Here is a 25,988-nt window from a genome sequence, read left to right on the forward strand (position 1 = left end):
CAATTGTCGGAAGGGGCGGGCGTGGCGAACGCCCGCCCCTTCTATCTCGATCGGGAGGACGCATGACTGTCGTCGCGGTGCTCGGCGCCGGCAAGATCGGTGAGCTGGTGCTGTCCGGCCTGCTCCGCGCGGGCTGGCCGGCGGCGAAGCTGCTCGTCACCGCCCGCCGCCCGGCCCGGGCCAAGGAGCTGCAGGAGCGTTACGGCATCCGGGCGGTGGACAACGCGACCGCCGTGGCCGAGGCCGACGTGCTGGCCATCGTGGTGAAGCCGCAGGACGCGGACGCGCTGCTCGCCGAGATCGGCCCGAAGATCCCCGCGGACAAGTTGATCATCTCGCTCTGCGCGGGCCTGCCGACCGGCTTCTTCGCGGCCCGGCTGCCCGAGGGCACCCCGGTCGTGCGGGTCATGACGAACACCCCCGCGCTGGTCGACGAGGCTATGACGGCGATCTCGGCCGGCCCGCACGCGACGGGTGAGCACCTGGCCGTCGCGGAGGAGATGTTCAAGCCGCTCGGCGCGACCATCCGGGTACCGGAGTCGCAGCAGGACGCCGTCACGGCGCTGTCCGGCTCGGGCCCGGCGTACTTCTACCTGCTCGTCGAGGCCATGATCGACGCCGGAATCCTGCTCGGGCTGCCGCGCCAGGTCGCGCACGAGCTGATCGTGCAGACGGCGATCGGCTCCGCGGTCATGTTGCGCGACTCGGGGGAGCACCCGGTGAAGCTGCGCGAGGCCGTGACGTCGCCCGCGGGCACGACGATCTCGGCGATCCGCGAGCTGGAGAACCACGGCGTGCGCGCGGCCCTGCTGGCCGCGCTGGAGGCGGCCCGGGACCGCGCGCGGGAGATCGCCGCGCAGGCCTAGGCACCCACCCCACTAGTACCAGATCGCGATGCGGGTGCCGTTGTTCTCCTCCGGGGGGCTCGGGTGGCTCAGCGCCGCACCCGTCGCCATCCGGTGCGCGCTCCACGCCACCGCGGCCGCGTCCAGCACGTCGTCCGGCGGTGCCTGACCCGCCGGGCCGAGGTGGTCGGGCAGCACGATGCCGTGCCGGGCCAGCAGCTCCCGGCGCCGGGCCTGCCCGGTCCAGGTCTTCTTCGCGTACGCGAGGGGCTCGCCCGCCATCTGCCGGAACGACACCTCGGGGTGCGCCTCGAAGAGCAGCCCCGGGTGCCGTTCCCAGATGGCGTTGGCCTCGAGCAGCTTCGGCCGCATCGCCCACGACTGGCGGCTGAGCCCGGCGCCGGTGAGCTCGCGGCAGAGCCGGTTGGCGGCGGCGAAGTCGCCCTCCTGCCACACGGCCTTCGGTGGCACCCGGAAGACGCTGCTGCGCCGCGGGCCGAGCTGGTCGGCGGCGAGGGTGTCGGCCGCGCGCCAGCGGTCGGGGAGCATGCCGAGGGGGATGTCGACGCCGATCACCGCCGCGCCGGAGCTGCCCGCGACGATCTCATAGAGCGTGGACGCCAGCATCGCCCGGCCGAAGGCGCCGTCGCGCAGTTCGACACCCACCCAGCCGAGGGCGTACGCGTCGACGCCGATCACGTGGATGCTCATCGGCGGCTCAGCGAGGGAGCAGCTTCTCGACGACGGCGACCATCTCGCCGTCCCGCGGCTCCGTCTGTGGCCCGAAGCGGGCGGCGACCTCGCCGTCGGGGGCGATCAGGAACTTCTCGAAGTTCCACTGGATGTCCGGTCCGTCGCCGATCAGCTCCTGGTAGAGGGGGTGCCGTCCGGGCCCGTTGACCTCGACCTTCTCGGTGATCGGGAAGGTGACGCCGTAGTTGACCTGGCAGAAGTCCTCGATGTCGGCGGCGGTGCCCGGCTCCTGGCCGCCGAACTGGTTGCACGGGACGCCGAGCACGACCAGGCCCCGGTCCGCGTACTTGGCGTAGAGGGTCTCCAGGCCGGCGTACTGGGGGGTGAGGCCGCATTTGGAGGCCACATTGACCACCAGGACGACCTGGCCGCGGTAGCGGTCCATATCGGCCGATCCGCCCGAGAGTGCGTCGATGTCGACGTCAAAGATGGTCATGACCGCAGACTACGCGCAGTGGCCGAGCGAGTGCACGCCGTCGCTTCCAACTCGGAAAAGTTAACGTCGCGCTTATTCCGCGTTGACCTTCTTGACTGAAGTTCATAGATATGACTACCGTCTCTTCAACTTCCCTTTGGAAGGTTTCCTAACTGTTCTTGAGGAGACGCAGTGAAGAAATCCCTCCGCCGCGCCTTGTGGGCCGGGGCGATCGTGGCGGTCGCGACCGCTGCGCTGCCCATGGTCCAGGCCTCGGCCGCCGCTGCCTGTGCCACCGCCTGGAGCCCGACGTCGGTCTACACCAAGGACATGACCGCGTCACAGTCCGGCAAGAACTACACCGCCAAATGGTGGACCCAGAACGAGAGCCCGGCCACCCACAGCGGTCAGTGGGACGTCTGGATCGACAACGGCGCCTGCGGCGGCACCACGCCCCCGACCACGCCCCCGACCACACCCCCCACCACGCCCCCGACCACACCCCCCACGACCCCGCCCACCACGCCGCCGACCCAGCCGCCGGGTGGCAAGGCCGTCGTCGGCTACTTCGCGCAGTGGGGCGTCTACGGGCGCAACTACCACGTCAAGAACATCGTGACGAGCGGCTCGGCCTCGAAGCTGACCCACATCCTGTACGCCTTCGGTAACACCACCGGCGGCCAGTGCACGATCGGCGACGCGTACGCCGACTACGACAAGGCCTACACGGCCGCCGACAGCGTGGACGGCGTCGCCGACACGTGGGATGCCGGCGCGCTGCGCGGCTCGTTCAACCAGCTGCGCAAGCTCAAGCGTGCCTACCCGAACATCAAGGTGATCTGGTCGTTCGGCGGCTGGACCTGGTCCGGCGGCTTCACCCAGGCGGCGGCCAACCCGACCGGGTTCGCGAACTCCTGCTACAACCTGGTCAAGGACTCCCGCTGGGCCGACGTCTTCGACGGCATCGACATCGACTGGGAGTACCCGAACGCCTGTGGCCTGTCCTGCGACTCCAGTGGCCCGGCCTCGTACAACAACGTGATCAGCGCGCTGCGCAACCGGTTCGGCCAGAGCTTCCTGATCACCTCGGCGATCTCGGCCGACGGCTCCGAGGGCGGCAAGCTGGACGTGGCCGACTACAAGTCCGGCATCGACAAGCTGAACTACGTCTACCCGATGACCTACGACTACTTCGGCGCCTTCGCGCCGCAGGGCCCGACCGCGCCGCACTCGCCGCTCACCTCGTACCCCGGGATCCCGCAGCAGGGCTTCTGGTCCGACGCGGCGATCCAGAAGCTGAAGAGCAAGGGCGTACCCGCCAACAAGATGCTCCTCGGCATCGGCTTCTACGGCCGCGGCTGGACCGGCGTCAGCCAGTCGGCACCGGGCGGCTCGGCGACCGGCGCGGCGCCGGGCACCTACGAGGCGGGCATCGAGGACTACAAGGTCCTCAAGAACAGCTGCCCGTCGACCGGCACCGTCGGCGGCACCTCGTACTCGAAGTGCGGCAGCAACTGGTGGAGCTTCGACACCCCGGGCACGATCGCCGGCAAGATGACCTACGTGAAGAACCAGGGTCTCGGCGGCGCGTTCTTCTGGGAGTTCTCCGGCGACACCAGCAACGGCGAGCTGATCACCGCGATCAAGAACGGCCTCGGCTGAGCCTTGATCGCCAGTTCCTAGAGAGTGGGGCGCCGGGGTCCTCCCGGCGCCCCCTTTCCGTCGCCGATTAGGCTTCCTTCATGCGCCGAGAGTGGCATCAGCTCAGTCATCCCGGGGTCGGCGCCACGGCCCTGCAGACCTCCCGTCCCTCCACCGACTCCGCCGAGGACGAGGCCCTCGGCCTGGACCGGTGGCGTTCCCTTCCGCGGGTGCAGATGCCGCCCTGGCAGGATCTGGACGAGGTCGCCTCGGTCTGCCGGGTGCTCGACACCGTTCCGTCGATCGTGGCGCCCTACGAGGTCGACCAGCTGCGGCACCGCCTGGCCGAGGTGTGCGAGGGGCGCGCGTTCCTGCTGCAGGGCGGCGACTGCGCCGAGACCTTCGCGGACAACACCGAGAGTCACCTGCTCGCCAACGCGCGGACGCTGCTGCAGATGGCGGTCGTGCTGACCTACGGTGCGTCGATGCCGGTGGTGAAGGTGGCCCGGGTCGCGGGGCAGTACACCAAGCCCCGTTCGTCGGCGACCGACTCGCTCGGGCTGCCGGCGTACCGCGGCGATCTGATCAACTCGCTGGAGGCGAACGAGGCCGCCCGGGTCGCCGACCCGCAGCGCATGATCCGGGCGTACGCGAACTCGGCCGCCGCGATGAACATGCTGCGGGCGTACCTGTCGGGCGGTCTGGCCGACCTGGCCGGCCTGCACGACTGGAACAAGGACTTCGTCCGGGCCTCGCCCGCGGGTGAGCGCTACGAGGCGATCGCCCGCGAGATCGACCGCGCCCTCGACTTCATCCGCGCCTGCGGCATGACCGAGGACGAGGCGCTGCGCACGGTCAGCCTGTACTGCTCGCACGAGGCCCTGGCGCTGGAGTACGACCGCGCGCTCACCCGGGTCTCCGACGGCAAGGCGTACGGCCTGTCGGGCCACTTCCTGTGGATTGGCGAGCGCACCCGGCAGCTCGACCACGCGCACATCGACTTCATCAGCCGCATCGCCAACCCCATCGGCGTCAAGCTCGGCCCCGGCACCAGCCCGGAGACCGCCATCGAGCTGTGCGAGAAGCTCAACCCGGAGAACGTGCCGGGCCGGCTCACGCTGATCAGCCGGATGGGCAACGGCAAGGTCCGCGACGCCCTGCCGCCGATCGTGGAGAAGGTCACCGCCAGCGGCGCCAAGGTCGTCTGGCAGTGCGACCCGATGCACGGCAACACGCACGAGTCGTCGAACGGCTACAAGACCCGGCACTTCGACCGGGTCGTCGACGAGGTGCTCGGCTACTTCGAGGTGCACCGCGGCCTCGGCACCCACCCGGGCGGCATCCACGTCGAGCTGACCGGCGAGGACGTCACCGAGTGCCTCGGCGGCGCGCAGGGCATCGAGGACCTCGACCTGCCGGACCGTTACGAGACCGCCTGCGACCCGCGGCTCAACACCCAGCAGAGCCTGGAGCTGGCGTTCCTGGTCGCGGAGATGCTGCGTGGCTGACCTGCGCTCGGACACCGTCACCCGGCCGACCGTCGCGATGCGTGCGGCCATGGCGGGCGCCGAGGTCGGCGACGACGTCTTCGGCGACGACCCGACGGTCGTCGCCCTCGAGCGGCACGTGGCCGGGCTGTTCGGGCACGAGGCGGCACTGTTCACGCCGACCGGCACGATGGCCAACCAGATCGCGCTGCAACTCGTCGTGCCGCGGGGCGGTGAGCTGCTCGCCGGCGCCGACGCGCACGTCGTCTCGTACGAGCTGGGCGCGGCCGCCGCGCTCGGCGGCATCTCCACCCGCACCTGGCCCGCGGTCGGCGCGGCCCTGGATGTCGATCAGATCGCCGCGATGATCCGGCCGGCGGGCTATCCGTCGGTGCCGACCCGGGCGATCGCCGTCGAGCAGACCCACAACCTGGGCGGCGGCACGGTGATCGGCCTGGAGACCCTGCGCGCGCTGCGGGCGGTGGCGGACCGGGCCGGCGTCGCGCTGCACTGCGACGGCGCCCGGATCTGGCACGCGCACGTCGCCGACGGCGTGCCGCTGGACGTCTACGGCCGGCTCTTCGACACGCTGTCGGTGTGCCTCTCCAAGGGCCTCGGCGCGCCGGTCGGCTCGCTCGTGATCGGCAGCGCGGAGAAGATCGCGGAGGCCCGGCTGATCCGCAAGCGGCTCGGCGGCGGGATGCGGCAGGTCGGCATCCTGGCGGCGGCCGGGCGCCATGCGCTCGACCACCACCTGGCGCTGCTCGCCGATGACCACGCGCGGGCGTGGCGGCTGGCCAAGGCGCTCGAACCGTTCGGCGTGGTCGAGGCGGACCGGGTCCGCACCAACCTGGTGCCGCTGGACCTGAGCGCGGCGGCGCTTGACGCACCGGCGCTCGCCGCCGCGGCGGCGGAGCGGGGTGTGCTGATCGCGGCGATGCTGCCGCGCACCGCGCGCCTGGTGACACACCTGGACCTCACCGACTCCGACGTGGAGAAGGCGGCGTCGGTGCTGGGGGAGTTGCTCTCCTGAGGGTGGCTCAGTCGCCCGAGACCAGGCGCAGACCGGGCCGTTGGGGCTCCGGTGCCTGCCGGCCCGTCCGCTCCGGGTCCGTCCCGCCCGGGTCGGCGGTCAGGACCTGGCCGAACACCGCGTACCGGTGGACGCCCGTAGGACCCGGGGTGGTCAGCCGGGCCAGCGCGGCCGCGGCGGCCAGGTCCGCGGGCAGGTAGACGATCAGCCGCTGACCGTCGTCCGCGGGTAGCTCGAGCGTCTCGTAGGCCAGGCGGATCTCGCGGGCCTCGGGGTGGTACAGGCGCATGACGCCGTTGGCGCGGGCCAGCCCGGGCACGGTGTCGAGCCGCCGGGTGAAGGCGTCCCCGGCCGTGACGGTCAACTCGTCCACCAGCGCCGCGACGTCCGGGTCAGCCCGGAACGGGCCCTGTTTCAGCGCGGCGACCTGCTCGTCCGCGACGTGCTCCCAGTCGGGGTACACGGTCCGTGCCCGGCTGTCGGTGAAGACGAAGCGGGCCTGGCTCGGCGGCGTGCCGTCCAGCAGGCCGGCGGGGGCGGCCACCGCCTCGTAGGCCGCCGTGTGCGCCAGCACCTCGCCCAGGTGGTTCAGCAGCACCGCCAGGGTCGGCTCGAGGGTCCGCAGCAGGGCCAGCACGGTCGGCCGCGGTTCCCGGGCGGTGCCGGCCTCGCCACGGCAGGTGAAGCCGGTGTCGGCGGCCTTGCTGAGCCGGTAGAGGTGCACCCGTTCGGCCGAGGTGAGCCGCAGCGCGTCGCCGAGCGCCGCCAGCACCGGCGGCGACGGGTGGCGGTCGCGGCCCTGCTCGAGGCGGGTGACGTACTCCACGCTGATCCCGGCGAGCGTGGCCACTTCGGAGCGCCGCAGGCCGGGCAGCCGGCGGCGCGGCCCGCCGGGCAGCCCGGCCTCGGCGGGGGTTATCCCCTCCCGCCGTGTCCGGAGGAACAGGCCGAGCTCGTTGCCGCTCACCTTAGGAGCCTAGCCCCGGATGGTGTCCCTGGGAGTACCACTATCCGCCCGGCCTTCCTACCCGTCGGGTCACCGGCCACAGTGGGATCTCCACGGAGGAGGAAGGGCTCGCGATGACGGTGTTCGGGTTCGGACTGGACCACACGGGGGATCTGCTCGCTCAGGCGGTGCTGGCGGACCGGTACGGGCTCGACCTGGTCGGTGTCGCCGACCATCCGTACTTCGCCGACCGGCCCGACGCGTACGCGACCATCGGGGTCGTCCTCGGGCGGACCGGCGCGGTCTCGGGGCTGGTGAACGTCAGCAACCTGCCGACCCGGCCCGCGCCGATGCTGGCCCGCATGATCACCGGTCTGTCCGCGCTGACCGGCGGCCGGGTCGTGCTGGGGCTCGGCGCGGGCGGGCTGCTCGCGGAGGCCGCCAAGCTCGGCGTGCCCCTGTTGTCGCCGGCCGAGGCGGTCCGCGCGCTGCAGGAGGCCATCCAGGTCGTGCGGGCACTCTCCGGCGGAGGGGAGAAGGTCACCTTCGAGGGCGAGTTCTACCGGGTCACCGACCTGGCGCCGGCGGCGGTGCCGACGCCGCGCATCTGGACCGGCTCGGTCGGCCCGAGGTCGCTGGCCGTCACCGGGCGCCACGCCGACGGCTGGATCCCCGGCCACGCCGCCGACTGGCTCAGCCCGCGGTATCTCCGGTCGCGCCCGGTCATCGACGAGGCGGCCGCCGCCGCGGGTCGCGATCCCGCCGACATCGCGACCGTCTACAACCTGCCCGGACGCATCACGCCCGGCCCGCTGCGCGTCACCCGCGACGCGTCCGGGGTGTGGATCGGCGGCTCGGCCGGCCAGTGGGTGGAGGAGCTCACCGGCGCCGTCCTCGCACACGGCGCGGGCGGCTTCACGTACTTCCCGGCCGACGACGGGACGCCGGTCGAGACCGCGCTCGGCCGCTGGGCCCGTGAGGTCGTACCGGAGGTGCGTGCGGCCGTCGCGGCCGCTACGGCCGCAGCCCCTTGAGCACGGCGATGTCGGCCGCGTGACCCTCGTGCTCCTTGCTCGGCGTCTCGACGATCACCGGCACGCCCGCGGTCGCGGGGTGGGCCAGCAGCTCGGCGAACGGGGCCGTGCCGATCCGGCCTGCGCCTATGGTCTCGTGGCGGTCGCGGGTCGAACCGCACTCGTCCTTCGAGTCGTTGGCGTGAATCAGCTGGAGCCGGTCCGGTCCGACCGTGGCCACCAGGGCGTCCAGCGTCTCCGTCATGCCGCCGGGCCGGGCCAGGTCGTGCCCGGCCGCCCAGGCGTGACAGGTGTCGAAGCAGACGCCCAGCCACGGGTGGTGCTCGAGCGCGGCCAGGTAGGGGCCCAGGTCCTGGACCTTCGAGGCCAGGCTGCGCCCGCCGCCCGCGCTGGGCTCCACCAGGATCCGCGGCAGGCCCCGCGCCGCCGCCGTGTCCAGCAGCGGCAGCAGCGCCTCCCGGAGCCGGTGCAGGGCCTTGCCGCCGAGGTCCTCCTCGACGGAGCTGCCCGCGTGGTAGACGACCGCCGTCGCGCCGATCGCGGCGCCCCGGCGCAGCGCGTGCTCCAGCGTCTGCACCGACCGCTCCACGGTCAGCTCGGTCGGGGAGCCGAGATTGACCAGCAGCGAGGCGTGGATGTACGCCGGCAGGCCCCGCTCGCCGCAGCCGTCCCGGAACAGGACGTCCTGCTTCGGGTCGCCCGGCGGCAGCGCCCAGCCGCGGGAGTTCGAGACGTAGACCTGCAGCGCCTCGGAGCCGGCCGCGTCCACGTACGGCAGCGCGGCCTTGGCCAGCCCGCCCGACGTCTTGGTGTGCGAACCGACCGGGCGGCTCACAGGCACGTCAGCACGACCTCGGTCTGCGGCGGCACCGGCGTGCCCGGAACCGGGTTCTGGAAGCGGACCAGGCCGTTCGGGTTGCCCGGGTTCAGGCGGGCCCGCAGGTTCTGGCCCTGCAGCGTCTGCTGCGCCTGCGGACACGGCTGGTTGTTGACGTCCGGGACGTTGATCAGCGCCGGCCCCTTGCTGACCTCGAGCTTGATCTCGTCGTCCTTCTCGGCGCCGGTGCCCGGCTTCGGCGACTGGCCGATGACCTGGTCGGCGGGCCGGTCATCGTCCTTGTACTGCTCGACCACGATGAGGCCGAGCTGCTGCGCCTGGCTGCGGGCGTCGTTGATGTTCTTGCCCGAGAAGTCCGGCACGGTGATCGGCGCACGGCCCTTGCTGACCACGACGGTGACGGTCGCGCCGGGCTTGAGCGCCGTCGTGGCCTTCGGGTCGGTGGAGATGACGACGCCCTGCGGCACGGAGTCGCTGTACTTGCCCGTGCCCTGCTTGAACTTCAGCTTGGTGGCCTCGATGTCGCCGCGGGCCGCGGAGACCTCCAGGCCGACGACGTCGGGCACCGGGTAACGCTCGGGGCCGAGCGACAGCGCGAGGGTGATGACGCCGCCCTTGATGATCCGCTCGGCGGGCGGCGGGTCCTGGCGCAGCACGACGTCCTTGGGCACGTTCTCGTCGAACGCGCCCTCGCCGATGCGCAGCTCGAAGCCCTCCTGCGCGGCGGCCTGCTCGGCCTGCGGCCGGCTCATGTTCACCAGCTGCGGCGCGTCGGTGTAGCGGCCGAGCGTCACCCACCAGGTGCTGCCGATGACGGTGAGCACCATCAGCGCGATCGCGGCGAGGATCAGGACCCGGCGCCGGTCGACGCCGACCGTGCCGACAACGGTGCCGGTGGAGGGCGGCGGGGGTCCGCCGGCGCGGCGCTGGCCGCGGGTGCGCGCGCCCTGCTCGGGCAGGCGGGCCCAGGTCGGCCGGTCGCCCGGCAGGGAGGCGGCGACGGCGGGCACGAGCGTGGTGGCGTCACCGGCCGTCGGGCGGGCGGGGACCTGGCGCAGCAGCGCGGTCTCCACGTTCGCCGCGCCGAGGTCGTCCCGGACCACCTGCACCTCGGCGAGCATCGCGCCCGCGTCGGTCGGCCGGGCGCCCGCGTCGCGGCGGGTGGCCCGGGTGACCAGGTCGTCGAGCACGGTCGGCAGGCCCTTGACGATGCCCGACGGCGCCGGGACGTCGTTGTCGACGTGCTGCCAGGCGACCTCGACCGGCTCGCCGTCCTCGTACGGAACCCGGCCGGTGAGCATCTCGAAGAGCACGATGCCGGCCGAGTAGACGTCGGTGCGGGCGTCCGCGTGCCCGTCGGTGACCAGTTCGGGTGCGACATACGCCACGGTCGCCATCAGCTGGCCGGCGTCGTCGCTGGAGCTCGCCTCGACGGCGCGGGCCAGGCCGAAGTCGGCCACCTTCACCACGCTGTCGACGAGGTTGGCGATGCCGCCGCTGGGCGCCTCGGCGACCAGCACGTTCTCCGGCTTCACGTCGCGGTGCACCAGGCCGGCGCGGTGCGCGGCGGCGATGGCGGCGAGCATCTGCTCCAGGATCGCCAGCGCCTCGACCGGGTTGAGCCGGCGGCGCTGGTTGAGCAGGTCGCGCAGGGTGCGGCCCTGCACGTACTCCATCACCAGGTAGGGCAGGCCCTGGTGCCGGCCCTGGTCGTAGACGGCGACGACGTTGGGGTGGGTGAGCCGGGCGATAGTCTTCGCTTCCTCGGTGAAGCGGTCCACGAAGTGCACGTTCGTCGCCTGCGACGGGTGAATGATCTTCAGTGCGACGGTCCGCTCGAGCCGGTCGTCCACCGCCGTGTACACGGTCGCCATGCCACCACGGGCGACCCGACCGGTGATCCGGTAGCGCCCGTCAATCGTTGTGCCGATCAATGTGTCGGCGACAGTCGTGTCCATCGGCGTGAAGTGTATGTGTCCTTCCGGGCGTGGCAGACGAGGATCCTCACAGCTGAGACCTAACGGGTATACCGCGAGGCCCTGACCAGGGCATTCGGGAGAAAACGACTCGCGGGGCCCGAGCCCCGCGAGTCGGTTTATCACGACAAATCGGATCAGTGCCTGTGTGCGCGCCGCGATCGGCTCCCGCGTCCGTCCGTGCCGTCGTCGTCCCCGGAGGGGCTCGGCGAGGCCGTTTCGGTCGGCTCCGGCGACGGCGGCGGGCTGTCGGACTCCGAGGCGCTCGGCGAGGCGGTGGCCGACGGGCTGTGCGGCGTCGGCACCGGCGCGGTCGGCGTGGGCACCGGCGGGATCCGGCAGCAGACGGTGACCCGGGTCACGGGCGTGCCGCCCTCCACTGTGGTCCGCGGCCGCGGCGGCGTCACCCGCTGCCTCGCCGCCGTGGCACCGGCCGTCGTCGGCAGGGCCCGGATCGTGCCCGGCATGGCCGCGGCCGTCGCCGGTGCCGGCCCGCCGGGTGCCGCGTCGACACCGCGGCCGATGCCGGAGTTGGACTGGTCGTCCCCGGAGCCGCGGGGCGCCTCCGCGGCCAGCGGATACGGCTCGGTGCCCGCGGGCTTGTCGGCGACCAGCGCGTCGATGCCGGTCACGACGGCGAAGTAGCTGCCCGCGGCTCCCGCGACCGCGAGGGCGCCGAACGCCGCCACCGCGGCCAGCCGGCGCGTCCGGGGCACGACCTCGTCGCCGTACGAGGTCCGCAGTCCACCGGTGCCCAGGCCCCCGAAGGTGCTCATTCCGGTCGACGTCACGTCCTGGTAGCGGGCCTCGGCGTCCGGGACCGGACTCGCCTTCACGGCGTCCGGGTCGGGCCGGCCCAGGTCGTAGCGCACCGAGCGCCAGGCGCCGGCCACCTCGTTGCGGGCTCTCCGCCACAGGGTCATCGGGACACTTCTCCGATCTCGAGGAGCCGGGGCGTTCCCGGTTCCGCATGCTCCGCTTGGTCAGCCGCGGAGCGGGCATGGCACGCTGGTCGGGTGACCGATTCCGTAAGCGTGGGTGAGGCGGCGGCCCCGCAGCCCACCGGCCCGACCGAGTGGATCAACCTGCCCGATGTGGCGGACAAGCTCGGCGTGTCGATCAGCAAGGTGCACCAGATGATCCGCGACGGCGTGCTGATCGCGGTCCGGCGCGACGGCATACGGGTGGTGCCGGCGGAGCTGGTGGTCAACAGCACCGTGCTCAAGCACCTCCCCGGTGTCCTCACGTTGCTTCGTGACAACGGATACAACGACGAAGAAGCGCTCCGGTGGCTCTATGAGCCGGACGTGACCGTGGACGGCTGCGCCGCGAAGGGTCTCGGCGGCGACCGCGCCCGCGAGGTCAAACGGCGCGCACAGGCGCTCGGTTTCTGACGGCCGCATGCGGCACCTGGCGTACCTGTCGGTACTCGCGGGATGCCTCGTGGCGGCCCTGTGGCTGGAGCCGGTGCTGAAGGTCAACGTGCTGCGCCGGTGGCGGCGGCTGCTGCTCACGCTGCTGCCGGTGGTGGTGGTCTTCGTGCTCTGGGACCTGGCGGCGATCGCGGCCGGGCACTGGACGTTCGACCCCGGGCAGACCACCGGGATCCTGCTGCCCGGCGGGCTGCCGATCGACGAGGTGCTGTTCTTCCTGGTGGTGCCGACCTGCGCGATCCTGGGCTTCGAGGCGACCCGGGCCGTCCTGCGCCGACCGGCGGGTGACGAATGACCTACACCGTCGCGGCCGTGCTCGGCGTGCTGGGCGCGCTGGGCGTCGACCTGTGGGTGCTGCGTACCCGGCTGGTGACCCGGGCCGTGTTCTGGGCCACATACCCGGTCATCATCGCGTTCCAGCTGCTGTCGAACGGCATCCTCACCGGCCGCCGCATCGTGATCTACGACCCGGAGGCGATCGTCGGCCTGCGGCTGGTGCACGCGCCGGTCGAGGATCTGCTGTTCGGATTCGCGATGGTGCTGTTCACGCTCGCGGTCTGGGTGTGGCTGGGCCGGCGCGGCGTGCAGCGCACCCCGGAAGCGGGCGAGGGCGGCGGGCTCCTGCGCCGCCTGCGCGACCGCGGGACCGCCGATACCTGATCACCGGGTCCGGCGCGCCGGACCCGGTGATCACACCGCGCGGCGGGTGGCCGCGTCCGCCAGCTCGAGCAGCACGCTCCGGGCGTCGGCGTCCAGCTCCGCCGCGGCGAGGGCGGCGAGGGCCTGCCCGGTCAGCGACGAGATCCGCTCCTCGGTCCGCGCCAGCGCCCCGCTGTCGCGGATGAGCGCGCGGAGGCGCTCGACGCCCGAGTCGTCCAGTCCCGGGTCGCCGAGCCGGGACTCCAGCTCGTCGCGCTCGGCCGGCCCGAGCGCCGCGCGCGCCGCGGCGACCAGATATGTCCGCTTTCCCTCGCGCAGGTCGTCGCCGGCCGGCTTGCCCGTCTGCGCCGGGTCGCCGAAGACGCCGAGCACGTCGTCGCGCAGCTGGAACGCCTCGCCCAGCGGCAGGCCGTACCCGGAGTAGGCCGCCGACACCGGCTCCGGCGCCCCGGCCAGGGCCGCCCCGAGCAGCAGCGGCCGCTCGACGGTGTACTTCGCCGACTTGTACCGGGCCACCTTGCCCGCCCGTTCCAGCGACGTGTCCCCGGTGGCCTGGGTCAGCACGTCCAGGTACTGCCCGACCGTCACCTCCGTGCGCATCGCGTCGAAGACCGGCCGCGCCCGGGCCAGGTCGGCCGGGTCGACGCCCGAGGAGTGCAGCAGCTCGTCCGACCAGACCAGCGCCAGGTCGCCCAGCAGGACGGCCGCGTTGTCGCCGAAGCCCGTGCCGTCGCCGCCCCAGCCCGCCTCCGCGTGCCGGGCCGCGAAGCGGCGGTGCACCGAGGGCTCGCCGCGGCGGGTGTCGGAGCGGTCCATCAGGTCGTCGTGGATCAGGGCGCTCGCCTGCACCAGCTCCAGCGCCGAGACCGCCGCCACCACCTGGTCGGAGTCGATGCCGCCGGCGGCGCGGAAACCCCAGTACGCGAACGCCGGGCGCAGGCGCTTGCCGCCGCCCAGCACGAACGCCTCCAGGGCGTCGGCGACGTCGGCCAGCACCTCGTCGATTGTCAGGAGCTGGACACGCCGGTCGGCGAGGAAGGCGGCGAGGGCTTTGTCGACACGCGGCCGCAGGCCGGCGCGTTCCAGCGGGGAGGTCACGGGGCAAACCTAGCGGGTCGGGACGCCGGTGCGAGCCGGTAGAGTCTGGGTGTGTCTCTCGGACTTCCCTCGCGGCTCCCGACGTCTCCGGCGATCGGCGAGCTCATCCGTCGTCCGGATCCGACGTTCTCGTTCGAGTTCATGCCGCCCAAGTCGCGCGAGGGCGAGCAGCTGCTCTGGCAGACGATCCGTGAGCTGGAACCGCTGCGCCCGGACTTCGTCTCGATCACCTACGGCGCCGGCGGCAGCACCCGGGACACCACCGTCGCCGTGACCGAGCGGGTCGCGACCGAGACGACGCTGCTGCCCATGGCGCATCTGACCGCGGTCGACCACTCCGTCGCCGAGCTGCGCAACGTCATCGGGCGGCTGGCCGGCGCCGGCATCCGCAACGTGCTCGCGGTCCGCGGCGACCCGCCCGGCGACCCGATGGGCGAGTGGGTGCGGCACCCCGACGGCGTGCTCTACGCCGAGGACCTGGTGCGGCTGCTGCGCGAGTCCGGCGACTTCAGCGTCGGGGTGGCGGCCTTCCCCTACAAGCACCCGCGCTCCGCCGACGTCGAGACGGACACCCGCAACTTCATCCGCAAGTGCCGGGCCGGCGCCGACTTCGCCATCACCCAGATGTTCTTCGAGGCCGACGAGTACCTGCGGCTCCGCGACCGGGTGGCCGCCGCGGGCTGCGACACGCCCATCGTGCCCGGTGTGATGCCCGTCCTGAGAATGGCGACCATCGCTCGAGCCGCGCAGCTCTCCGGCGCCCCGTTCCCGCCGGCGCTGCTGGCCCGGTTCGAGCGCATCGCCGACGACGCGGAGGGCGTGCGCGCCCTCGGCATCGACCTGTGCGGCGAGATGTGCCAGCGGCTGCTCGACGAGGGCGTGCCCGGCATCCACTTCATCACCATGAACCGTTCGACGGCGACCCGCGAGGTGTGGCAGCGGCTCGCCGCCAACGTCCCGGCTTGACCTGGGAGGAGTACGCCGCGGCCTGGTCCAGGCTGCACGGCGGCTTCGACCCGGAGACCGCCTCGCCGCTGGTGCGCGGCTGGATCCGGCTGGCCTACCGGGGAGGCGGCCTGCTGGGCCGGCTCGGCGTCGGTCCGACGGCCGTCACCGCGTCCGGGCTGCTGCTCTGCCTCGGCGTGCCGGCCGCCGCCCTGCTCGGCCCCGCCGGGCTGCTCCTCGGCGCCCTGCTGGTGCTGCTCGCCGGCTGCGCCGACGGGCTCGACGGCGCCGTCGCCGTGGTCACCGGCCGGACCTCCCGCCTCGGCTTCGTCTACGACTCGGTGGCCGACCGGCTCGGCGAGCTGGCCTGGCTGGCCGCGTTCTGGATCGCGGGCGCGCCGGGCTGGCTGGTCGTCGCCGGCGGCGCGGTGAGCTGGCTGCACGAGTACGTGCGGGCCAGGGCCGCCGCCGGTGGCATGCGGGGCCTGGGCCTGGTGACGGTGGGCGAGCGGCCCACCCGGGTGTCGGTGGCGGTCAGCGGCCTGCTGATCGGCGGGCTCGCCGGCCTCGTGCACCCGGGGTGGCAGGCGCCGGTGACCGTGGCCGCGGCCGGGATCTGGGCCGTGCTGGGGCTGGCCGGACTCGTGCAGCTGATGGCCGCGGTGCGCGCCGAGCTGTCCGGCTGACCGATCTTTATTCGGTTGTCCACCGTGGCCGCCGCACCTACCTTCTTCACGAGCGACGTGTTCCGGATCACCGGGACCTAGGGAGATCACGTGACGGCCGACCGGTACGAGTGCGGGGCAGACGGCCCCGGCTGACGCATTGCGCGCCGGCCGGTCGCCGCTCGTCCCCGTGTCCGGGGGCGGGCGGCTTTTGCGTGTACGGGGAAACAGGGGAGGTGACCCGCGATGAGTGTGGTCCTCGTTCTCAACGCCGACTTCGGGCCTCTGCACCGGGTCAGCGTCCGGCACGCCATCCGCATGCTGTTCCGCGAGGTGGCGGTCGTCGAGGAGGCGCGGCCGGACGCCCGCATCGGCGTCTTCCCGATCCCGACCGTCGTCCGGCTGGTCAGCTACGTGGTGACCCGCTGGCGGCACAGCCGCGGCCCGGCCTGGTCCCGCGGCGGCGTGCTGACCCGCGACGGCCGCACCTGCGCCTACTGCGGCGGGGCGGCGTCCACCATCGACCACGTCCTGCCGCGCTCGCGCGGCGGCGGCAACACGTGGCTCAACACCGTCGCGGCCTGCGGGCGCTGCAACCAGCGCAAGGGTGACCGCACGCCGGCGGAGGCGCGGATGCCGCTGCGCCGGGCGCCGACGGCGCCCGGCTGGGCGGCCCTGGCCGCGCACTGAGGACGACGGCCGGCGGGTTCAAAACGGGGGTCCGTCGGTCGTCCATCAGCTGAATCATCCGGTACGGGATGATCTCGCGCTATCGTTCTGTCATGTCCTCCGCCGCGCCCGAGCGCACCGTCCGCGACATCACCGGCCTGCTCAACATGGCCGGCCACGCCCTGTCCAACCGCCTGGCCGCCGCGCTCGCCGACGTCGATCTGACCCCGCGCATGCAGTGCGTCCTGCTGCACGCGCTGGAGGAGGAGCGGACCCAGATCCAGCTCGCCGCCCTCTCCGATCTCGACAAGACGACGATGGTCGGCACCGTCGACGAGCTGGAGCGGCGCGGGCTGGCCGAGCGCCGCCCGTCCGCGACCGATCGGCGGGCCCGGATCATCGCGGTGACCGACGCGGGGCGGGCCGCGGCGCTCGAGGGGCAGCGGATCGTCGACCGGGTGCACGCCGAGGCGCTGGCCGCCCTGCCCGAGCAGGCGCGGGAGGATTTCGTGGCGGCGCTGGTGCGGTTGGTCGACGGGGGTGCCGAGCCGGGGCCTCGGCCGGTGCGCCGGGCCCGGCAGCCCGCCAGTAGGTGACAACTAGATAGTCTACAAGCAGACGATCTGCTACGGTCGGATCATGGCTGCTTCCGTACCACCTCGTGACCGCCGGCGTGCCGCCGCGCTCGCCGTGCTCTGCGCGATGGCGCTGATGATCGTGCTGGACAGCACGATCGTGGCCGTCGCCGTGCCTGCCATCCAGGCCGACCTGGGCTTCTCGCCCGCGGGCGTCGCCTGGGTCGTCAACGGCTACCTGATCGGCTTCGCCGGGCTGCTGCTGCTCGCCGGCCGCCTCGGCGACCTCGTCGGCGCCCGCCGGGTGTTCCTCGCCGGACTTGTCGTCTTCACCGCGGCGAGCCTGCTCTGCGGCCTCGCCACCACGGCGCCGCTGCTGGTCGCGGGCCGCTTCGTGCAGGGCGTCGGCGGGGCGCTCGCGTCCGCGGTGATCTTCTCGCTGATCGTGCGGCTCTACCCGGAGCCCGCCGGGCAGGCGCGGGCGATCGGCGTGTACGGCTTCACCCAGGCCGGCGGCGCCGCCTTCGGCTTCGTCGCGGGCGGGCTGCTGACCGACGCCGCCGGCTGGCCGTGGATCTTCCTGGTCAACGTGCCGATCGGCGTCGCCGTGCTGGTCGCGGCGCCGCGGGTGCTGCCGGGCGAGGCGGGGTCGGGCCTGGGCGAGGGCCTGGACGTGAGCGGCGCGGCCCTGATCACCCTGGGCCTTTCGCTCGGCGTCTACGCCATCGTGGACGGTGGCTTCCGGTACGGCGTGGCGGCACTGCTCCTGGTCGTGGGCTTCCTCGTCCGCCAGCGGTACGCCCGCAGCCCACTCGTGCCGCTGCGGATCCTGCGCCGCGGCCGCCTGCTGGCCACCTCCGCGGCGGTGGTGCTGATCTTCGCGACCGGCATGGGCTTCCAGTTCGTGAACGCGCTGTTCCTGCAGCGGGTGCTCGGCCTGGACTCGATCGGCACCGGGCTCGCGTTCCTGCCGACCCCGATCGTGATCGGCGTGCTGTCGCTGCTCGTGGCGCCCCGGGTGATCGCCCGGTTCGGCGTCCGCCCGGTCCTGCTGGCCGGGCTCGGCGCGCTGGCCGCGGGGCTGGCGCTGCTGGTCCGGGCGCCGGCCGATCCCCGGTACGCGGCCGACGTGCTGCCGTCGCTGATCATCATGGGCCTGGGCATCGGCGTGGTCATCCCGGCGATCATCATGCTGGCGATGGCCGGGGCGGAGCCGCACGAGACCGGGCTGGTGTCCGGGCTCACGAACACCGCGCAGCAGGCCGGTGGTGCACTGGGCCTTGCGGTGCTCGCGGTGGTCGCGGCCCGGGTAACGGACGCGAGCCTGGCGTCCGGGCTGGGCGAGGTCGCCGCCCTGCGCGACGGCTACAGCCGGGCCTACCTCACGGCCGCGGGATTCGTCGCCGCGGCGGCCCTCGTCACCGCCCTGGTGCCGCGGCGGCCGGTGTCGACAGTGGACGCGGCCGCCGGAGGCCCGGGCGCGAAGGAGGTGTGCGACATCGGCGCCAGGTAGCGCGCGGCCGCATCCTCGGCGCTGTCAACGTATTGTTGACACCGTGACCGAGGATGCGGCGCCGGCTCCGGAGCTCGAGCGGCTCGCGGAGATCGGCGCCGCGCGGGCCCGCCTCGACGAGCGCGAGCTCGACCTGATCGACCGGGCCCGCCAGGCGGGCGCGACCTGGGCACAGGTCGCGGCGGCGCTCGGCCTGGCGAGCCGCCAGGCCGCCGAGCAGCGTCGGCGGCGGCTGATCGCGGCCGCCCGGTCGCGGCGCCACGACCAGGATCTCCGGTACGCACACAGCATCGTGATCCTCCGCGTCGCGGTCGGTGAGCTGCACCGGGGCATCGCCGCCGACCGTCGCTGGGAGGGCCGGTTCGCCCGCGCCGCCCTGGTGCGCGCGACGGTCGCGACGGCCCTTGACGCGCCGCCCGGCGGGCTCTTCGCGCTCGCCGAGCAGGCCGCCGCCGACCTGGACCGCGTCGAGGCGGACCGGCTGCCCGGACACCTCCGGGTGGCCCTCGACGGTCTCCGGCAGGCCCTGTCAACAGATCGTTGACGAAATGTCCGTCTATTGCAGCGGAGCACGCTCAACTCTGAGGATGTGAGTCACCTCGACTCAACCCCGGAGGCGGAATGCGGCGCAACGCTGCCCTGTTCGTGGCGATCTCTCTGCTGTCCGGCTTCGGCGGCAGCGCGATGTCCCTCGTCGCGGGCATCTGGATCCTCGACCTCACCGGGTCGGCGAGCCTCGCGGCGCTGGCCGGGCTCTGCGTCTACGCGCCGACGCTGGCTGGCCCGTGGCTCGGCGGGCTGCTCGACCGGGTGCCGTGCCGCCCCCTGATGATCGCCACGAACCTGCTGCTCGCCGCGGCGCTGCTGAGCCTGTTCGCGGTCCGCTCGCCCGCGCAGACGTGGCTGATCTTCTGCGTCTCCGCCGCGTACGGGATCAGCTACGTCCTGCTGGACGCCGGCGAGTCGGCGCTGCTGCCGTCCGCGCTCCCGCCGCGGGAACTGGGCGACGTCAACGGCTGGCGATCCAGCGCACAGGAGGGCATGAAGCTGATCGCCCCGCTCGCGGGCGCGGGCCTCTACGCCTGGCGCGGCGGCCCGGCGGTCGCGGCGCTCAGCGCGGCGATGCCGCTCCTGGTCGCCGTCCTGTACGCGGCCGTGCGGCTGCGGTCGGCGCCGGTGCCGGCCGGGCCGCCGCACGGGCGCGGCGTCCGAGCCGGGCTGGCGGTGCTGGCGGGCACGCCACCGCTGCGGTCGACCGTCGCACTGGCCGCGGTCGCGATCGCGGTGTCGGGCTTCGCGACCGCCGCGCAGTTCCAGGTGGTGACGGTGGATCTCGGCCTGGCCGGCACGTTCCTCGGCGTGCTGCTCAGCGCGCAGGGCGCCGGGTCCATCGTGGCGGGCCTGGCGGCGGGCCGGTTCATCGCCCGGCGCGGGGTCGTGTTCGTCGCGGTGGCCGGCACGGCGCTGTTCGCGGCCGGGCAGCTGGCCCGGTGCCTGCCCTGGTGGCCGGCGCTGGTGGCCGGCGCGGTGATCGGCGGCATCGGCCTGCCGTGGACGCTGATCGCGGCGGTGACGGCGGTGCAGACACACACGCCGCAGGCGATGCTCGGCCGGGTGTCAGCGACGGCGAACACCGTGATGTTCGGTCCGATCGCCCTGGCGACCCCGCTCGGCGCGGCCGCCGTGCACCTGGGCGGCCGCCCGGCCCTGCTCATGGCCGCCGCCGCGTGCCTGGCCGCGGCGACCGTCGCCGCCCGCCGAGACACCCCTAATCCGGGATCGGCGTCAGCCCGTAGTCGAGGGTTCGCGGCGGATTCCCCTCCGCCTTGAAAACGTTGTAGCCGAAATAGGTCGTGCCGATGACGGCGGGGTATCCGGCGCAATAGAAATGCGTGGTGGCGCGCAGGGCGGCGCGTTTAGCCGTGATATCGGCCACTAATCCAGCGGTCTGGTCCGGGCGTTCCTGCTGAGCCGCGAGCGTCTGGAATCCGTACTCGACGACAAGTGGCGCGCCGGGCACCGCGGCGATCGCCCGGTCGGCCACCGACGCGAGCCGGGTGGCGTCGATCAGCTCGTCCGCGCCGCTGCCCGCGTCCGCGATCCGCGCGCCCGGATAGCTGTAGCTGGTCAGCACGTAGCCGTCGGCGCCGCTGTCGCGATAGGACGGGATCCGGTACGAGCCGTCCCAGCCGTAGAACAGGCCGAGGAAGACCGGCGTCGCGCCGGCCCGCTGCCGGACCAGGCGTACCAGCTCAGCCGCGTACGCGACCTGGCGCTCGCCCGAGCGCGCCGAGTTGATCCCGCCGAGCCGCGCCTGCACGCGCGGGTCGTCGACCGGCATGTTCAGCGCGAGATAGGCCACCGGAGCGCCGCGCGCGCGTTCGAGCAGCTTGTCGTGCCTGGCCAGCACGTCGACCGCGTCCTCGTGGCGGAACGCGAAGACGCCCGGGTCGTACGCCTCGAGCCGTACGACCGCGCGCATGTTCAGCTCGGCCAGGGCGGCGAAGAAGGCGTCGAGGCGGGCGGCGCTCCACCGCTCCAGCCCGTACACGTTGACGGTGTTGATGAAGTAGTCGTTCCGCATGCGCCGCAGGTCGCCGCGCATGTCCGGGCCCGCCTCCCAGGTCGCGCCCTGTATCCGGTCCGACGGGCCCGCGTACGGCGTCATCGCGGCCGGTGTCGCGACCGGGCACGATCGCGCCGCCCGGATCGGCTCGGGCCGGCAGGCCGCCAGCGGGAGCAGCGACAGTGTGAGGGTCAGCACATGGGCCAGTTTGAATGTCATGCCGCCATTTCTCCGGTATGGACTCTGTGTTTCCGCGGTGCATATGCCGTTCTGACAATACCCGCTGACCTGCCCGGCTTAACGGTCGGTAGAAATGCCGTACGGGTTCATGAAGGCGAAACCCGATCGACTCATGCAGGCGTGAAACGTCGCCGAACGAACCGCTTTACCGGCCATTCATACGGGCCGTCCAAGGTGGATACCGAAACCCACTTCAGGGGGAGGAAAACCCATGTATGACAACTCGGCGTCATTGGCGCTCACCGGTAGCGGAATCACCATCCTCGGCCAGGCCGCGAGCCTGACGGCGGTCACGATCGGCGGCGCGCTCTTCGTCGGCGTCGGCACCGTCCTGGCGGTAAGCGGCCGGCTCAAGCGCCGGCGGGACGGCTCCTGATGACCAAGTCCCCCCGGCTCTACCTGGTCATCCTGGCGCTCTGGTCGGTCCTGCTCGCGCTGCTGCTGGAGGCCGCGTTCACGCAGATCGGCGCCGCCGCGCGGGCGGGCTGGCCGATCGTCACGCTGGTCGTGGCGAGCACCGTCTTCATCGCCTACTTCTGGCTCAACGGCATGAAGGACGTCGTCTACACGCTCTACTACCACCTGATCTCGTCCCGGCGGGCGCCCGAAGTGCCGCGCCGGGCGGCGACCGCGGAGCCGCGGGTCGTGCTGGTCTACTGCACCTGCAACGACTTCTCCGCCGACAGCCTGCTGCGCAGCATGCGCCAGGAGTACGGCGACTACGACGTGGTCATCCTCGACGACTCGTCCGACCCCCGCTACCTGGCGCAGGTCGACGCCTTCGGCGTCGAACACGGCGTGCGGGTCGTGCGGCGCCCGGACCGCGCCGGCTTCAAGGCCGGCAACCTCAACAACTACCTGGGTACGGCGGAGTTCGACTACTTCGTCATCCTGGACAGCGACGAGATCATCCCGCCCACCTACATCAGCCGCTGCCTGGACTACTTCGCCAGGTACCCGGACGCCGGCATCGTGCAGGCGAACCACGTCGCCACCCGCAACCGCAACGCGTTCATGCGGATGTTCTCCATCGGCGTCGACTCGCACTGGATCGCGTACCAGACGGTGAAGGACCGGCACGGCTTCCTGTCCCTGCTCGGGCACGGCGCCATGGTGAGCCGCGGGTGCTACGACGCGGCCGGCGGCTTCCCGCACGTGGTCGCCGAGGACCTGTGCTTCTCGATCGCCGCCCGCGACGCCGGCTACTACACGGTCTTCGCGCCCGACGTGGTCTGCGAGGAGGAGTATCCGGTCGACTACCTGGCCTTCAAGAAGCGCCACTCCAAGTGGACGCAGGGCAACATGGAGTTCATCAAGCGGTATACCCGGGTGATCATGCGGTCGCGGATGACCTGGTTCGAGAAGCTCGACATCGTGCTGTTCACCTACAACCTGCCGCTGACCGCGGTGTTCTCGGTCTACGTGGCGATACACGTCGTCGTGCTGCCGATGCTCGGCTACCGCATCGAATATCCGCTGTGGATGCTGGCCCCGACCGCGGTGTTCCTGCTCGCGCCCATGCTCAACGACGTGATCTTCCACTACCGGAGCATGTCGAGGCGGCGCCTGGCCTGGTACCTGCTGCACACGATCCTGCTGTACGGCTCGATGCTGCTGATCAGCTTCCGGGCGTCGGTGAGCTCGGCCTTCGGCAAGTCGGTCTTCGTCGTGACGCCGAAGGAGGACCGGCGGATCACCCTGCGCGAGGCGCTCGTGGCGAACCGGGCGGAGATCATCTTCGGGGTCCTGCTGACCGCGGTGTCGATCTCTCTCACCGGCAGCGCGCTGCCGGTGCTGCTGATCGCGTTGCCCGCGGTGCTCTGCTTCTACCTGGCGCTGAAGCACAACCAGGCGGAGCCGCTGTCCGCCGCGCCCGCGGAGCCCCGCACCGCGCCGGCACTGCGCTGACGTCCCGGTCCGGCGTGGTCATCCGAGCAGGATGACCACGCCGACCGCGATCGGGAATCAGGGGTTGTTCTACTTCTTGCCGATGCTCTTGCGGTAGTCGTTGTTGAGGCGGCCGATCAGCGTCAGCGGAATGCCCTTCGGGCAGACCGTCGTGCACTCGCCGGCGTTGGTGCAGCCGCCGAAGCCCGCCTCGTCGTGCGCCTCGAGCATGTCCACCACGCGGCTCGCCCGTTCCGGCTGCCCCTGGGGGAGCAGGCCGAGGTGCGCGACCTTCGCCGCGGTGAACAGCATCGCGGAACCGTTCGGGCAGGCCGCCACGCAGGCGCCGCAGCCGATGCAGGTGGCCGCCTCGAACGCCGCGTCCGCGTCCGGCTTGGGTACGGGGGTGGCGTGTGCGTCCGGTGCCGTTCCCGTCGGCGCGCTGATGTAACCGCCGGCCTGGATGATCTTGTCGAAGGCGGTCCGGTCGACGACCAGGTCCTTGATGACCGGGAACGCCGCCGCCCGCCACGGCTCGACGTCGATCGTGTCGCCGTCGTCGAAGTGGCGCATGTGCAGCTGGCAGGTGGTGGTGGCCTTCTCCGGGCCGTGCGCCACGCCGTCGATCACCATGCTGCATGCGCCGCAGATGCCCTCGCGGCAGTCGTGGTCGAACGCCACCGGGTCGTCGCCGTCGAGGATCAGCTTCTCGTTGAGGACGTCGAGCATCTCCAGGAAGCTGGCGTCCGGTGAGATGTCCTTGACGTCGTAGGTGACCATGCGGCCCTTGTCGTCGGGGCCCTGCTGGCGCCACACCCGTACCTGGATGTCCATTACTTGTAGCTCCGCGTGCTCGGGTGGACGTATTCGAAGTTGAGCTGTTCCTTGTGCAGGGTGGGCGTCTCGCCGCCGTACTCCCAGGCCGCGACGTAGCTGAACTCGTCGTCGTGGCGCAGCGCCTCGCCGTCCGGCGTCTGGCTCTCGGCGCGGAAGTGGCCGCCGGCCGACTCCGCGCGGTGCAGCGCGTCGATGCACATCAGCTCGCCGAGCTCGAAGAAGTCGGCGACGCGGCCGGCCTTCTCCAGGTTCTGGTTGAGCTGCTCGCCGGTGCCGGGCACCTTCACCCGGGTCCAGAACTCCTCGCGCAGGCCGCGGATGAGGCCGATGGCCTTGGTCAGGCCCTCCTCGGTGCGCTCCATGCCGCAGTACTCCCACATGATGTGGCCGAGTTCGCGGTGGAAGGAGTCGACGGTGCGGTCGCCGTCGACGGCGAGCAGCTTGGCCAGCCGGTCCTCGACCTGGGTGCGCGCCGCCACGACGTCCGGGTGGTCCGCGGTGACCTTGTCGAACGGGCCCGCGGCCAGGTAGTTGTTGATCGTGTTCGGCAGCACGAAGTAGCCGTCGGCCAGGCCCTGCATCAGCGCGGAAGCGCCGAGCCGGTTGGCGCCGTGGTCGGAGAAGTTGGCCTCGCCGACCACGAACAGGCCCGGGATCGTCGACTGCAGGTCGTAGTCGACCCAGAGGCCGCCCATCGTGTAGTGCACGGCCGGGTAGATGCGCATCGGCACCTCGTACGGGTCCTCGCCGGTGATGCGCTGGTACATCTCGAAGAGGTTGCCGTACTTCTCCTCGACCGCGGGCTTGCCGAGGCGCTTGATCGCGTCCGCGAAGTCCAGGTAGACGCCGAGGCCGCCGGGGCCGACGCCGCGGCCCTCGTCGCAGACGTTCTTCGCCGCGCGCGACGCGATGTCGCGCGGGACCAGGTTGCCGAACGACGGGTAGATCCGCTCCAGGTAGTAGTCGCGGTCCTCCTCGGCGATGTCGGCGGCCGGCTTGCCGCAGTCCTCCCGGCGCTTCGGCACCCAGACCCGGCCGTCGTTGCGCAGCGACTCGCTCATCAGCGTGAGCTTGCTCTGGTGGCTGCCGGACTCGGGGATGCACGTCGGGTGGATCTGCGTGTAGCAGGGGTTCGCGAACAGCGCGCCCTTGCGGTGCGCCCGCCAGCTCGCCGTGACGTTGCAGCCCTTGGCGTTTGTGGACAGGAAGAAGACGTTGCCGTACCCGCCGGAGGCGAGCACGACGGCGTCCGCGAGGTCCGTGGTGACCTCGCCGGTGACCAGGTCGCGTACGACGACGCCGCGGGCCTTGCCGTCGACGATGACCAGCTCCAGCATCTCGTGCCGGGCGAACATCTCGATGTTGCCGAGCCCGATCTGGCGCTCCATCGCCTGGTACGCGCCGAGCAGCAGCTGCTGGCCGGTCTGACCCCGGGCGTAGAACGTGCGGGACACCTGGGTGCCGCCGAAGGAGCGGTTGTCGAGCAGGCCGCCGTACTCGCGGGCGAACGGCACGCCCTGTGCCACGCACTGGTCGATGATGTTCACGCTGACCTGGGCGAGCCGGTAGACGTTGGACTCGCGGGCGCGGAAGTCGCCGCCCTTGACCGTGTCGTAGAAGAGCCGGTAGATCGAGTCGCCGTCGTTGCGGTAGTTCTTCGCCGCGTTGATGCCGCCCTGCGCCGCGATGGAGTGCGCCCGGCGCGGGCTGTCCTGATAGCAGTAGCTGCGCACCCGGTAGCCGGCCTCGGCGAGCGTCGCCGCGGCCGAGCCGCCGGCCAGGCCGGTGCCGATCACGATGACCGTGAGCTTGCGGCGGTTGGCCGGGTTGACCAGCTTGGCGGAGAACTTGTGGCGCTCCCAGCGGGTCTCGATGGGCCCGTCCGGTGCGGCCTTGTCGGCGATGTCCTCGCCGTCGTTCCAGAACGACATG

General features: G+C 72.3%; 27 protein-coding genes. 17 read left to right on the forward strand and 10 right to left on the reverse strand.

Going from position 1 to position 25,988, the window contains the following annotated elements:
* Nucleotides 1-62: 62 nt before the first annotated feature.
* On the forward strand, nucleotides 63-866 hold the full coding sequence (gene proC / locus AB0B58_RS05555) for a pyrroline-5-carboxylate reductase (RefSeq protein ID WP_360218005.1): 804 nt from the start codon (nucleotides 63-65) through the stop codon (nucleotides 864-866).
* 12 nt (nucleotides 867-878) lie between these two features.
* Here the strand turns inward: proC and AB0B58_RS05560 are convergent, their stop codons facing one another.
* Together AB0B58_RS05560 and AB0B58_RS05565 are read right to left on the reverse strand one after the other, a co-directional pair.
* Nucleotides 879-1,556 (reverse strand): DUF429 domain-containing protein, encoded by a 678-nt coding sequence (locus tag AB0B58_RS05560; RefSeq protein WP_360218008.1) that lies wholly within the window; start codon nucleotides 1,554-1,556, stop codon nucleotides 879-881.
* Nucleotides 1,557-1,563: 7 nt separating this feature from the next.
* A complete protein-coding gene (locus AB0B58_RS05565; protein WP_360218011.1) occupies nucleotides 1,564-2,034 on the reverse strand; it encodes a glutathione peroxidase in 471 nt (156 codons plus the stop codon).
* 171 nt (nucleotides 2,035-2,205) lie between these two features.
* Between AB0B58_RS05565 and AB0B58_RS05570 the strand changes: the two genes are divergently transcribed.
* From AB0B58_RS05570 to AB0B58_RS05580, 3 genes are all read left to right on the forward strand, one after another.
* Complete coding sequence (locus AB0B58_RS05570) at nucleotides 2,206-3,675, forward strand: glycosyl hydrolase family 18 protein (RefSeq protein WP_360218014.1); 1,470 nt, start codon at nucleotides 2,206-2,208, stop codon at nucleotides 3,673-3,675.
* A gap of 80 nt (nucleotides 3,676-3,755) precedes the next feature.
* The gene (locus AB0B58_RS05575; RefSeq protein WP_360218017.1) at nucleotides 3,756-5,162 is read left to right on the forward strand and encodes a class II 3-deoxy-7-phosphoheptulonate synthase; all 1,407 of its coding nucleotides are present in this window, start codon (nucleotides 3,756-3,758) and stop codon (nucleotides 5,160-5,162) included.
* Nucleotides 5,155-6,174, forward strand: a complete 1,020-nt coding sequence (locus tag AB0B58_RS05580; protein WP_360218019.1) for a GntG family PLP-dependent aldolase — start codon at nucleotides 5,155-5,157, stop codon at nucleotides 6,172-6,174. The genes AB0B58_RS05575 and AB0B58_RS05580 overlap by 8 nt, the downstream gene beginning before the upstream one ends.
* Before the next feature lie 7 nt (nucleotides 6,175-6,181).
* Here the strand turns inward: AB0B58_RS05580 and AB0B58_RS05585 are convergent, their stop codons facing one another.
* The gene (locus AB0B58_RS05585; RefSeq protein WP_360218022.1) at nucleotides 6,182-7,141 is read right to left on the reverse strand and encodes a helix-turn-helix transcriptional regulator; all 960 of its coding nucleotides are present in this window, start codon (nucleotides 7,139-7,141) and stop codon (nucleotides 6,182-6,184) included.
* Nucleotides 7,142-7,254: 113 nt separating this feature from the next.
* On the opposite strand from AB0B58_RS05585, the gene AB0B58_RS05590 reads away from it, so the two are divergent.
* Nucleotides 7,255-8,154 carry an LLM class flavin-dependent oxidoreductase gene (locus tag AB0B58_RS05590; RefSeq protein ID WP_360218025.1) on the forward strand — a complete coding sequence of 300 codons (900 nt, stop codon included), beginning with the start codon at nucleotides 7,255-7,257 and terminating at the stop codon, nucleotides 8,152-8,154.
* Here the strand turns inward: AB0B58_RS05590 and AB0B58_RS05595 are convergent.
* From AB0B58_RS05595 to AB0B58_RS05605, 3 genes are all read right to left on the reverse strand, one after another.
* Nucleotides 8,135-8,995, reverse strand: coding sequence for a deoxyribonuclease IV (locus AB0B58_RS05595; protein WP_360218028.1), 861 nt, complete (start codon nucleotides 8,993-8,995; stop codon nucleotides 8,135-8,137). The genes AB0B58_RS05590 and AB0B58_RS05595 overlap by 20 nt on opposite strands.
* On the reverse strand, nucleotides 8,986-10,950 hold the full coding sequence (gene pknB / locus AB0B58_RS05600) for a Stk1 family PASTA domain-containing Ser/Thr kinase (RefSeq protein ID WP_360218031.1): 1,965 nt from the start codon (nucleotides 10,948-10,950) through the stop codon (nucleotides 8,986-8,988). The genes AB0B58_RS05595 and pknB overlap by 10 nt, the downstream gene beginning before the upstream one ends.
* 155 nt (nucleotides 10,951-11,105) lie before the next feature.
* Nucleotides 11,106-11,891 carry a hypothetical protein gene (locus AB0B58_RS05605; protein WP_360218034.1) on the reverse strand — a complete coding sequence of 262 codons (786 nt, stop codon included), beginning with the start codon at nucleotides 11,889-11,891 and terminating at the stop codon, nucleotides 11,106-11,108.
* A gap of 93 nt (nucleotides 11,892-11,984) precedes the next feature.
* Here AB0B58_RS05605 and AB0B58_RS05610 point away from each other — a divergent pair, with 93 nt between their 5' ends.
* Genes AB0B58_RS05610 through AB0B58_RS05620 form a run of 3 tightly spaced genes read left to right on the forward strand, consistent with a single transcriptional unit; the run spans nucleotide 11,985 to nucleotide 13,061 of the window.
* On the forward strand, nucleotides 11,985-12,362 hold the full coding sequence (locus AB0B58_RS05610; RefSeq protein ID WP_360218037.1) for an Rv2175c family DNA-binding protein: 378 nt from the start codon (nucleotides 11,985-11,987) through the stop codon (nucleotides 12,360-12,362).
* A 7-nt stretch (nucleotides 12,363-12,369) separates the two neighbouring features.
* A complete protein-coding gene (locus AB0B58_RS05615) occupies nucleotides 12,370-12,696 on the forward strand; it encodes a lycopene cyclase domain-containing protein (protein ID WP_360218040.1) in 327 nt (108 codons plus the stop codon).
* Nucleotides 12,693-13,061, forward strand: coding sequence for a lycopene cyclase domain-containing protein (locus AB0B58_RS05620; RefSeq protein ID WP_360218043.1), 369 nt, complete (start codon nucleotides 12,693-12,695; stop codon nucleotides 13,059-13,061). The genes AB0B58_RS05615 and AB0B58_RS05620 overlap by 4 nt, the downstream gene beginning before the upstream one ends.
* Nucleotides 13,062-13,091: 30 nt before the next feature.
* Here AB0B58_RS05620 and AB0B58_RS05625 read toward each other — a convergent pair whose 3' ends face one another.
* Nucleotides 13,092-14,147 (reverse strand): polyprenyl synthetase family protein, encoded by a 1,056-nt coding sequence (locus tag AB0B58_RS05625; protein ID WP_360218705.1) that lies wholly within the window; start codon nucleotides 14,145-14,147, stop codon nucleotides 13,092-13,094.
* Nucleotides 14,148-14,210: 63 nt separating this feature from the next.
* Here AB0B58_RS05625 and metF point away from each other — a divergent pair, with 63 nt between their 5' ends.
* The 7 genes from metF to AB0B58_RS05660 all read left to right on the forward strand — a co-directional run bounded on the left by metF (nucleotide 14,211) and on the right by AB0B58_RS05660 (nucleotide 20,356).
* A complete protein-coding gene (gene metF / locus AB0B58_RS05630) occupies nucleotides 14,211-15,125 on the forward strand; it encodes a methylenetetrahydrofolate reductase [NAD(P)H] (RefSeq protein ID WP_360218046.1) in 915 nt (304 codons plus the stop codon).
* Nucleotides 15,122-15,790, forward strand: a complete 669-nt coding sequence (locus AB0B58_RS05635) for a CDP-alcohol phosphatidyltransferase family protein (protein ID WP_360218049.1) — start codon at nucleotides 15,122-15,124, stop codon at nucleotides 15,788-15,790. The genes metF and AB0B58_RS05635 overlap by 4 nt, the downstream gene beginning before the upstream one ends.
* Nucleotides 15,791-16,015: 225 nt before the next feature.
* Nucleotides 16,016-16,459: an HNH endonuclease gene (locus tag AB0B58_RS05640; protein WP_184996555.1), complete on the forward strand. Its 444-nt coding sequence runs from the start codon at nucleotides 16,016-16,018 to the stop codon at nucleotides 16,457-16,459.
* Between the two features lie 92 nt (nucleotides 16,460-16,551).
* Nucleotides 16,552-17,034: a MarR family winged helix-turn-helix transcriptional regulator gene (locus AB0B58_RS05645; RefSeq protein WP_360218053.1), complete on the forward strand. Its 483-nt coding sequence runs from the start codon at nucleotides 16,552-16,554 to the stop codon at nucleotides 17,032-17,034.
* A gap of 43 nt (nucleotides 17,035-17,077) precedes the next feature.
* The gene (locus tag AB0B58_RS05650) at nucleotides 17,078-18,526 is read left to right on the forward strand and encodes an MFS transporter (RefSeq protein ID WP_360218056.1); all 1,449 of its coding nucleotides are present in this window, start codon (nucleotides 17,078-17,080) and stop codon (nucleotides 18,524-18,526) included.
* Nucleotides 18,527-18,569: 43 nt separating this feature from the next.
* Nucleotides 18,570-19,070, forward strand: coding sequence for a hypothetical protein (locus tag AB0B58_RS05655; protein WP_360218059.1), 501 nt, complete (start codon nucleotides 18,570-18,572; stop codon nucleotides 19,068-19,070).
* A 77-nt stretch (nucleotides 19,071-19,147) separates the two neighbouring features.
* Nucleotides 19,148-20,356: an MFS transporter gene (locus AB0B58_RS05660; RefSeq protein WP_360218062.1), complete on the forward strand. Its 1,209-nt coding sequence runs from the start codon at nucleotides 19,148-19,150 to the stop codon at nucleotides 20,354-20,356.
* Here the strand turns inward: AB0B58_RS05660 and AB0B58_RS05665 are convergent.
* Nucleotides 20,295-21,311, reverse strand: a complete 1,017-nt coding sequence (locus tag AB0B58_RS05665; RefSeq protein WP_360218065.1) for a hypothetical protein — start codon at nucleotides 21,309-21,311, stop codon at nucleotides 20,295-20,297. The genes AB0B58_RS05660 and AB0B58_RS05665 overlap by 62 nt on opposite strands.
* A 232-nt stretch (nucleotides 21,312-21,543) precedes the next feature.
* Between AB0B58_RS05665 and AB0B58_RS05670 the strand changes: the two genes are divergently transcribed.
* Both AB0B58_RS05670 and AB0B58_RS05675 read left to right on the forward strand, forming a co-directional pair.
* A complete protein-coding gene (locus AB0B58_RS05670) occupies nucleotides 21,544-21,708 on the forward strand; it encodes a hypothetical protein (RefSeq protein ID WP_360218067.1) in 165 nt (54 codons plus the stop codon).
* Nucleotides 21,708-23,240: a glycosyltransferase family 2 protein gene (locus tag AB0B58_RS05675; RefSeq protein WP_360218070.1), complete on the forward strand. Its 1,533-nt coding sequence runs from the start codon at nucleotides 21,708-21,710 to the stop codon at nucleotides 23,238-23,240. Before AB0B58_RS05670 ends, AB0B58_RS05675 begins: the two co-directional genes overlap by 1 nt.
* 69 nt (nucleotides 23,241-23,309) lie before the next feature.
* On the opposite strand, the gene AB0B58_RS05680 is transcribed toward AB0B58_RS05675, so the two are convergent.
* Both AB0B58_RS05680 and AB0B58_RS05685 read right to left on the reverse strand, forming a co-directional pair.
* Nucleotides 23,310-24,053 carry a succinate dehydrogenase/fumarate reductase iron-sulfur subunit gene (locus tag AB0B58_RS05680; RefSeq protein ID WP_360218073.1) on the reverse strand — a complete coding sequence of 248 codons (744 nt, stop codon included), beginning with the start codon at nucleotides 24,051-24,053 and terminating at the stop codon, nucleotides 23,310-23,312.
* Entirely contained in the window at nucleotides 24,053-25,987 is a 1,935-nt protein-coding gene (locus AB0B58_RS05685; protein WP_360218076.1) for a fumarate reductase/succinate dehydrogenase flavoprotein subunit, read from the reverse strand. The genes AB0B58_RS05680 and AB0B58_RS05685 overlap by 1 nt, the downstream gene beginning before the upstream one ends.
* Nucleotide 25,988: the final 1 nt, after the last annotated feature.

It is taken from the genome of Actinoplanes sp. NPDC049118 (assembly GCF_040648555.1).
Lineage (GTDB): Bacteria > Actinomycetota > Actinomycetes > Mycobacteriales > Micromonosporaceae > Actinoplanes.

Bases quoted from the DNA above. Each gene is read 5' to 3' on its own strand.
- AB0B58_RS05640 (WP_184996555.1), top strand. From the start codon at position 16,016: ATGAGTGTGGTCCTCGTTCTCAACGCCGACTTCGGGCCTCTGCACCGG.
- proC (WP_360218005.1), top strand. From the start codon at position 63: ATGACTGTCGTCGCGGTGCTCGGCGCCGGCAAGATCGGTGAGCTGGTG.
- pknB (WP_360218031.1), bottom strand. From the start codon at position 10,950: ATGGACACGACTGTCGCCGACACATTGATCGGCACAACGATTGACGGG.
- AB0B58_RS05665 (WP_360218065.1), bottom strand. From the start codon at position 21,311: ATGACATTCAAACTGGCCCATGTGCTGACCCTCACACTGTCGCTGCTC.
- AB0B58_RS05605 (WP_360218034.1), bottom strand. From the start codon at position 11,891: ATGACCCTGTGGCGGAGAGCCCGCAACGAGGTGGCCGGCGCCTGGCGC.
- AB0B58_RS05670 (WP_360218067.1), top strand. From the start codon at position 21,544: ATGTATGACAACTCGGCGTCATTGGCGCTCACCGGTAGCGGAATCACC.
- AB0B58_RS05565 (WP_360218011.1), bottom strand. From the start codon at position 2,034: ATGACCATCTTTGACGTCGACATCGACGCACTCTCGGGCGGATCGGCC.
- AB0B58_RS05645 (WP_360218053.1), top strand. From the start codon at position 16,552: ATGTCCTCCGCCGCGCCCGAGCGCACCGTCCGCGACATCACCGGCCTG.
- AB0B58_RS05615 (WP_360218040.1), top strand. From the start codon at position 12,370: ATGCGGCACCTGGCGTACCTGTCGGTACTCGCGGGATGCCTCGTGGCG.
- AB0B58_RS05650 (WP_360218056.1), top strand. From the start codon at position 17,078: ATGGCTGCTTCCGTACCACCTCGTGACCGCCGGCGTGCCGCCGCGCTC.
- AB0B58_RS05620 (WP_360218043.1), top strand. From the start codon at position 12,693: ATGACCTACACCGTCGCGGCCGTGCTCGGCGTGCTGGGCGCGCTGGGC.
- AB0B58_RS05560 (WP_360218008.1), bottom strand. From the start codon at position 1,556: ATGAGCATCCACGTGATCGGCGTCGACGCGTACGCCCTCGGCTGGGTG.
- AB0B58_RS05685 (WP_360218076.1), bottom strand. From the start codon at position 25,987: ATGTCGTTCTGGAACGACGGCGAGGACATCGCCGACAAGGCCGCACCG.
- AB0B58_RS05680 (WP_360218073.1), bottom strand. From the start codon at position 24,053: ATGGACATCCAGGTACGGGTGTGGCGCCAGCAGGGCCCCGACGACAAG.
- AB0B58_RS05590 (WP_360218025.1), top strand. From the start codon at position 7,255: ATGACGGTGTTCGGGTTCGGACTGGACCACACGGGGGATCTGCTCGCT.
- AB0B58_RS05675 (WP_360218070.1), top strand. From the start codon at position 21,708: ATGACCAAGTCCCCCCGGCTCTACCTGGTCATCCTGGCGCTCTGGTCG.
- AB0B58_RS05575 (WP_360218017.1), top strand. From the start codon at position 3,756: ATGCGCCGAGAGTGGCATCAGCTCAGTCATCCCGGGGTCGGCGCCACG.
- AB0B58_RS05660 (WP_360218062.1), top strand. From the start codon at position 19,148: ATGCGGCGCAACGCTGCCCTGTTCGTGGCGATCTCTCTGCTGTCCGGC.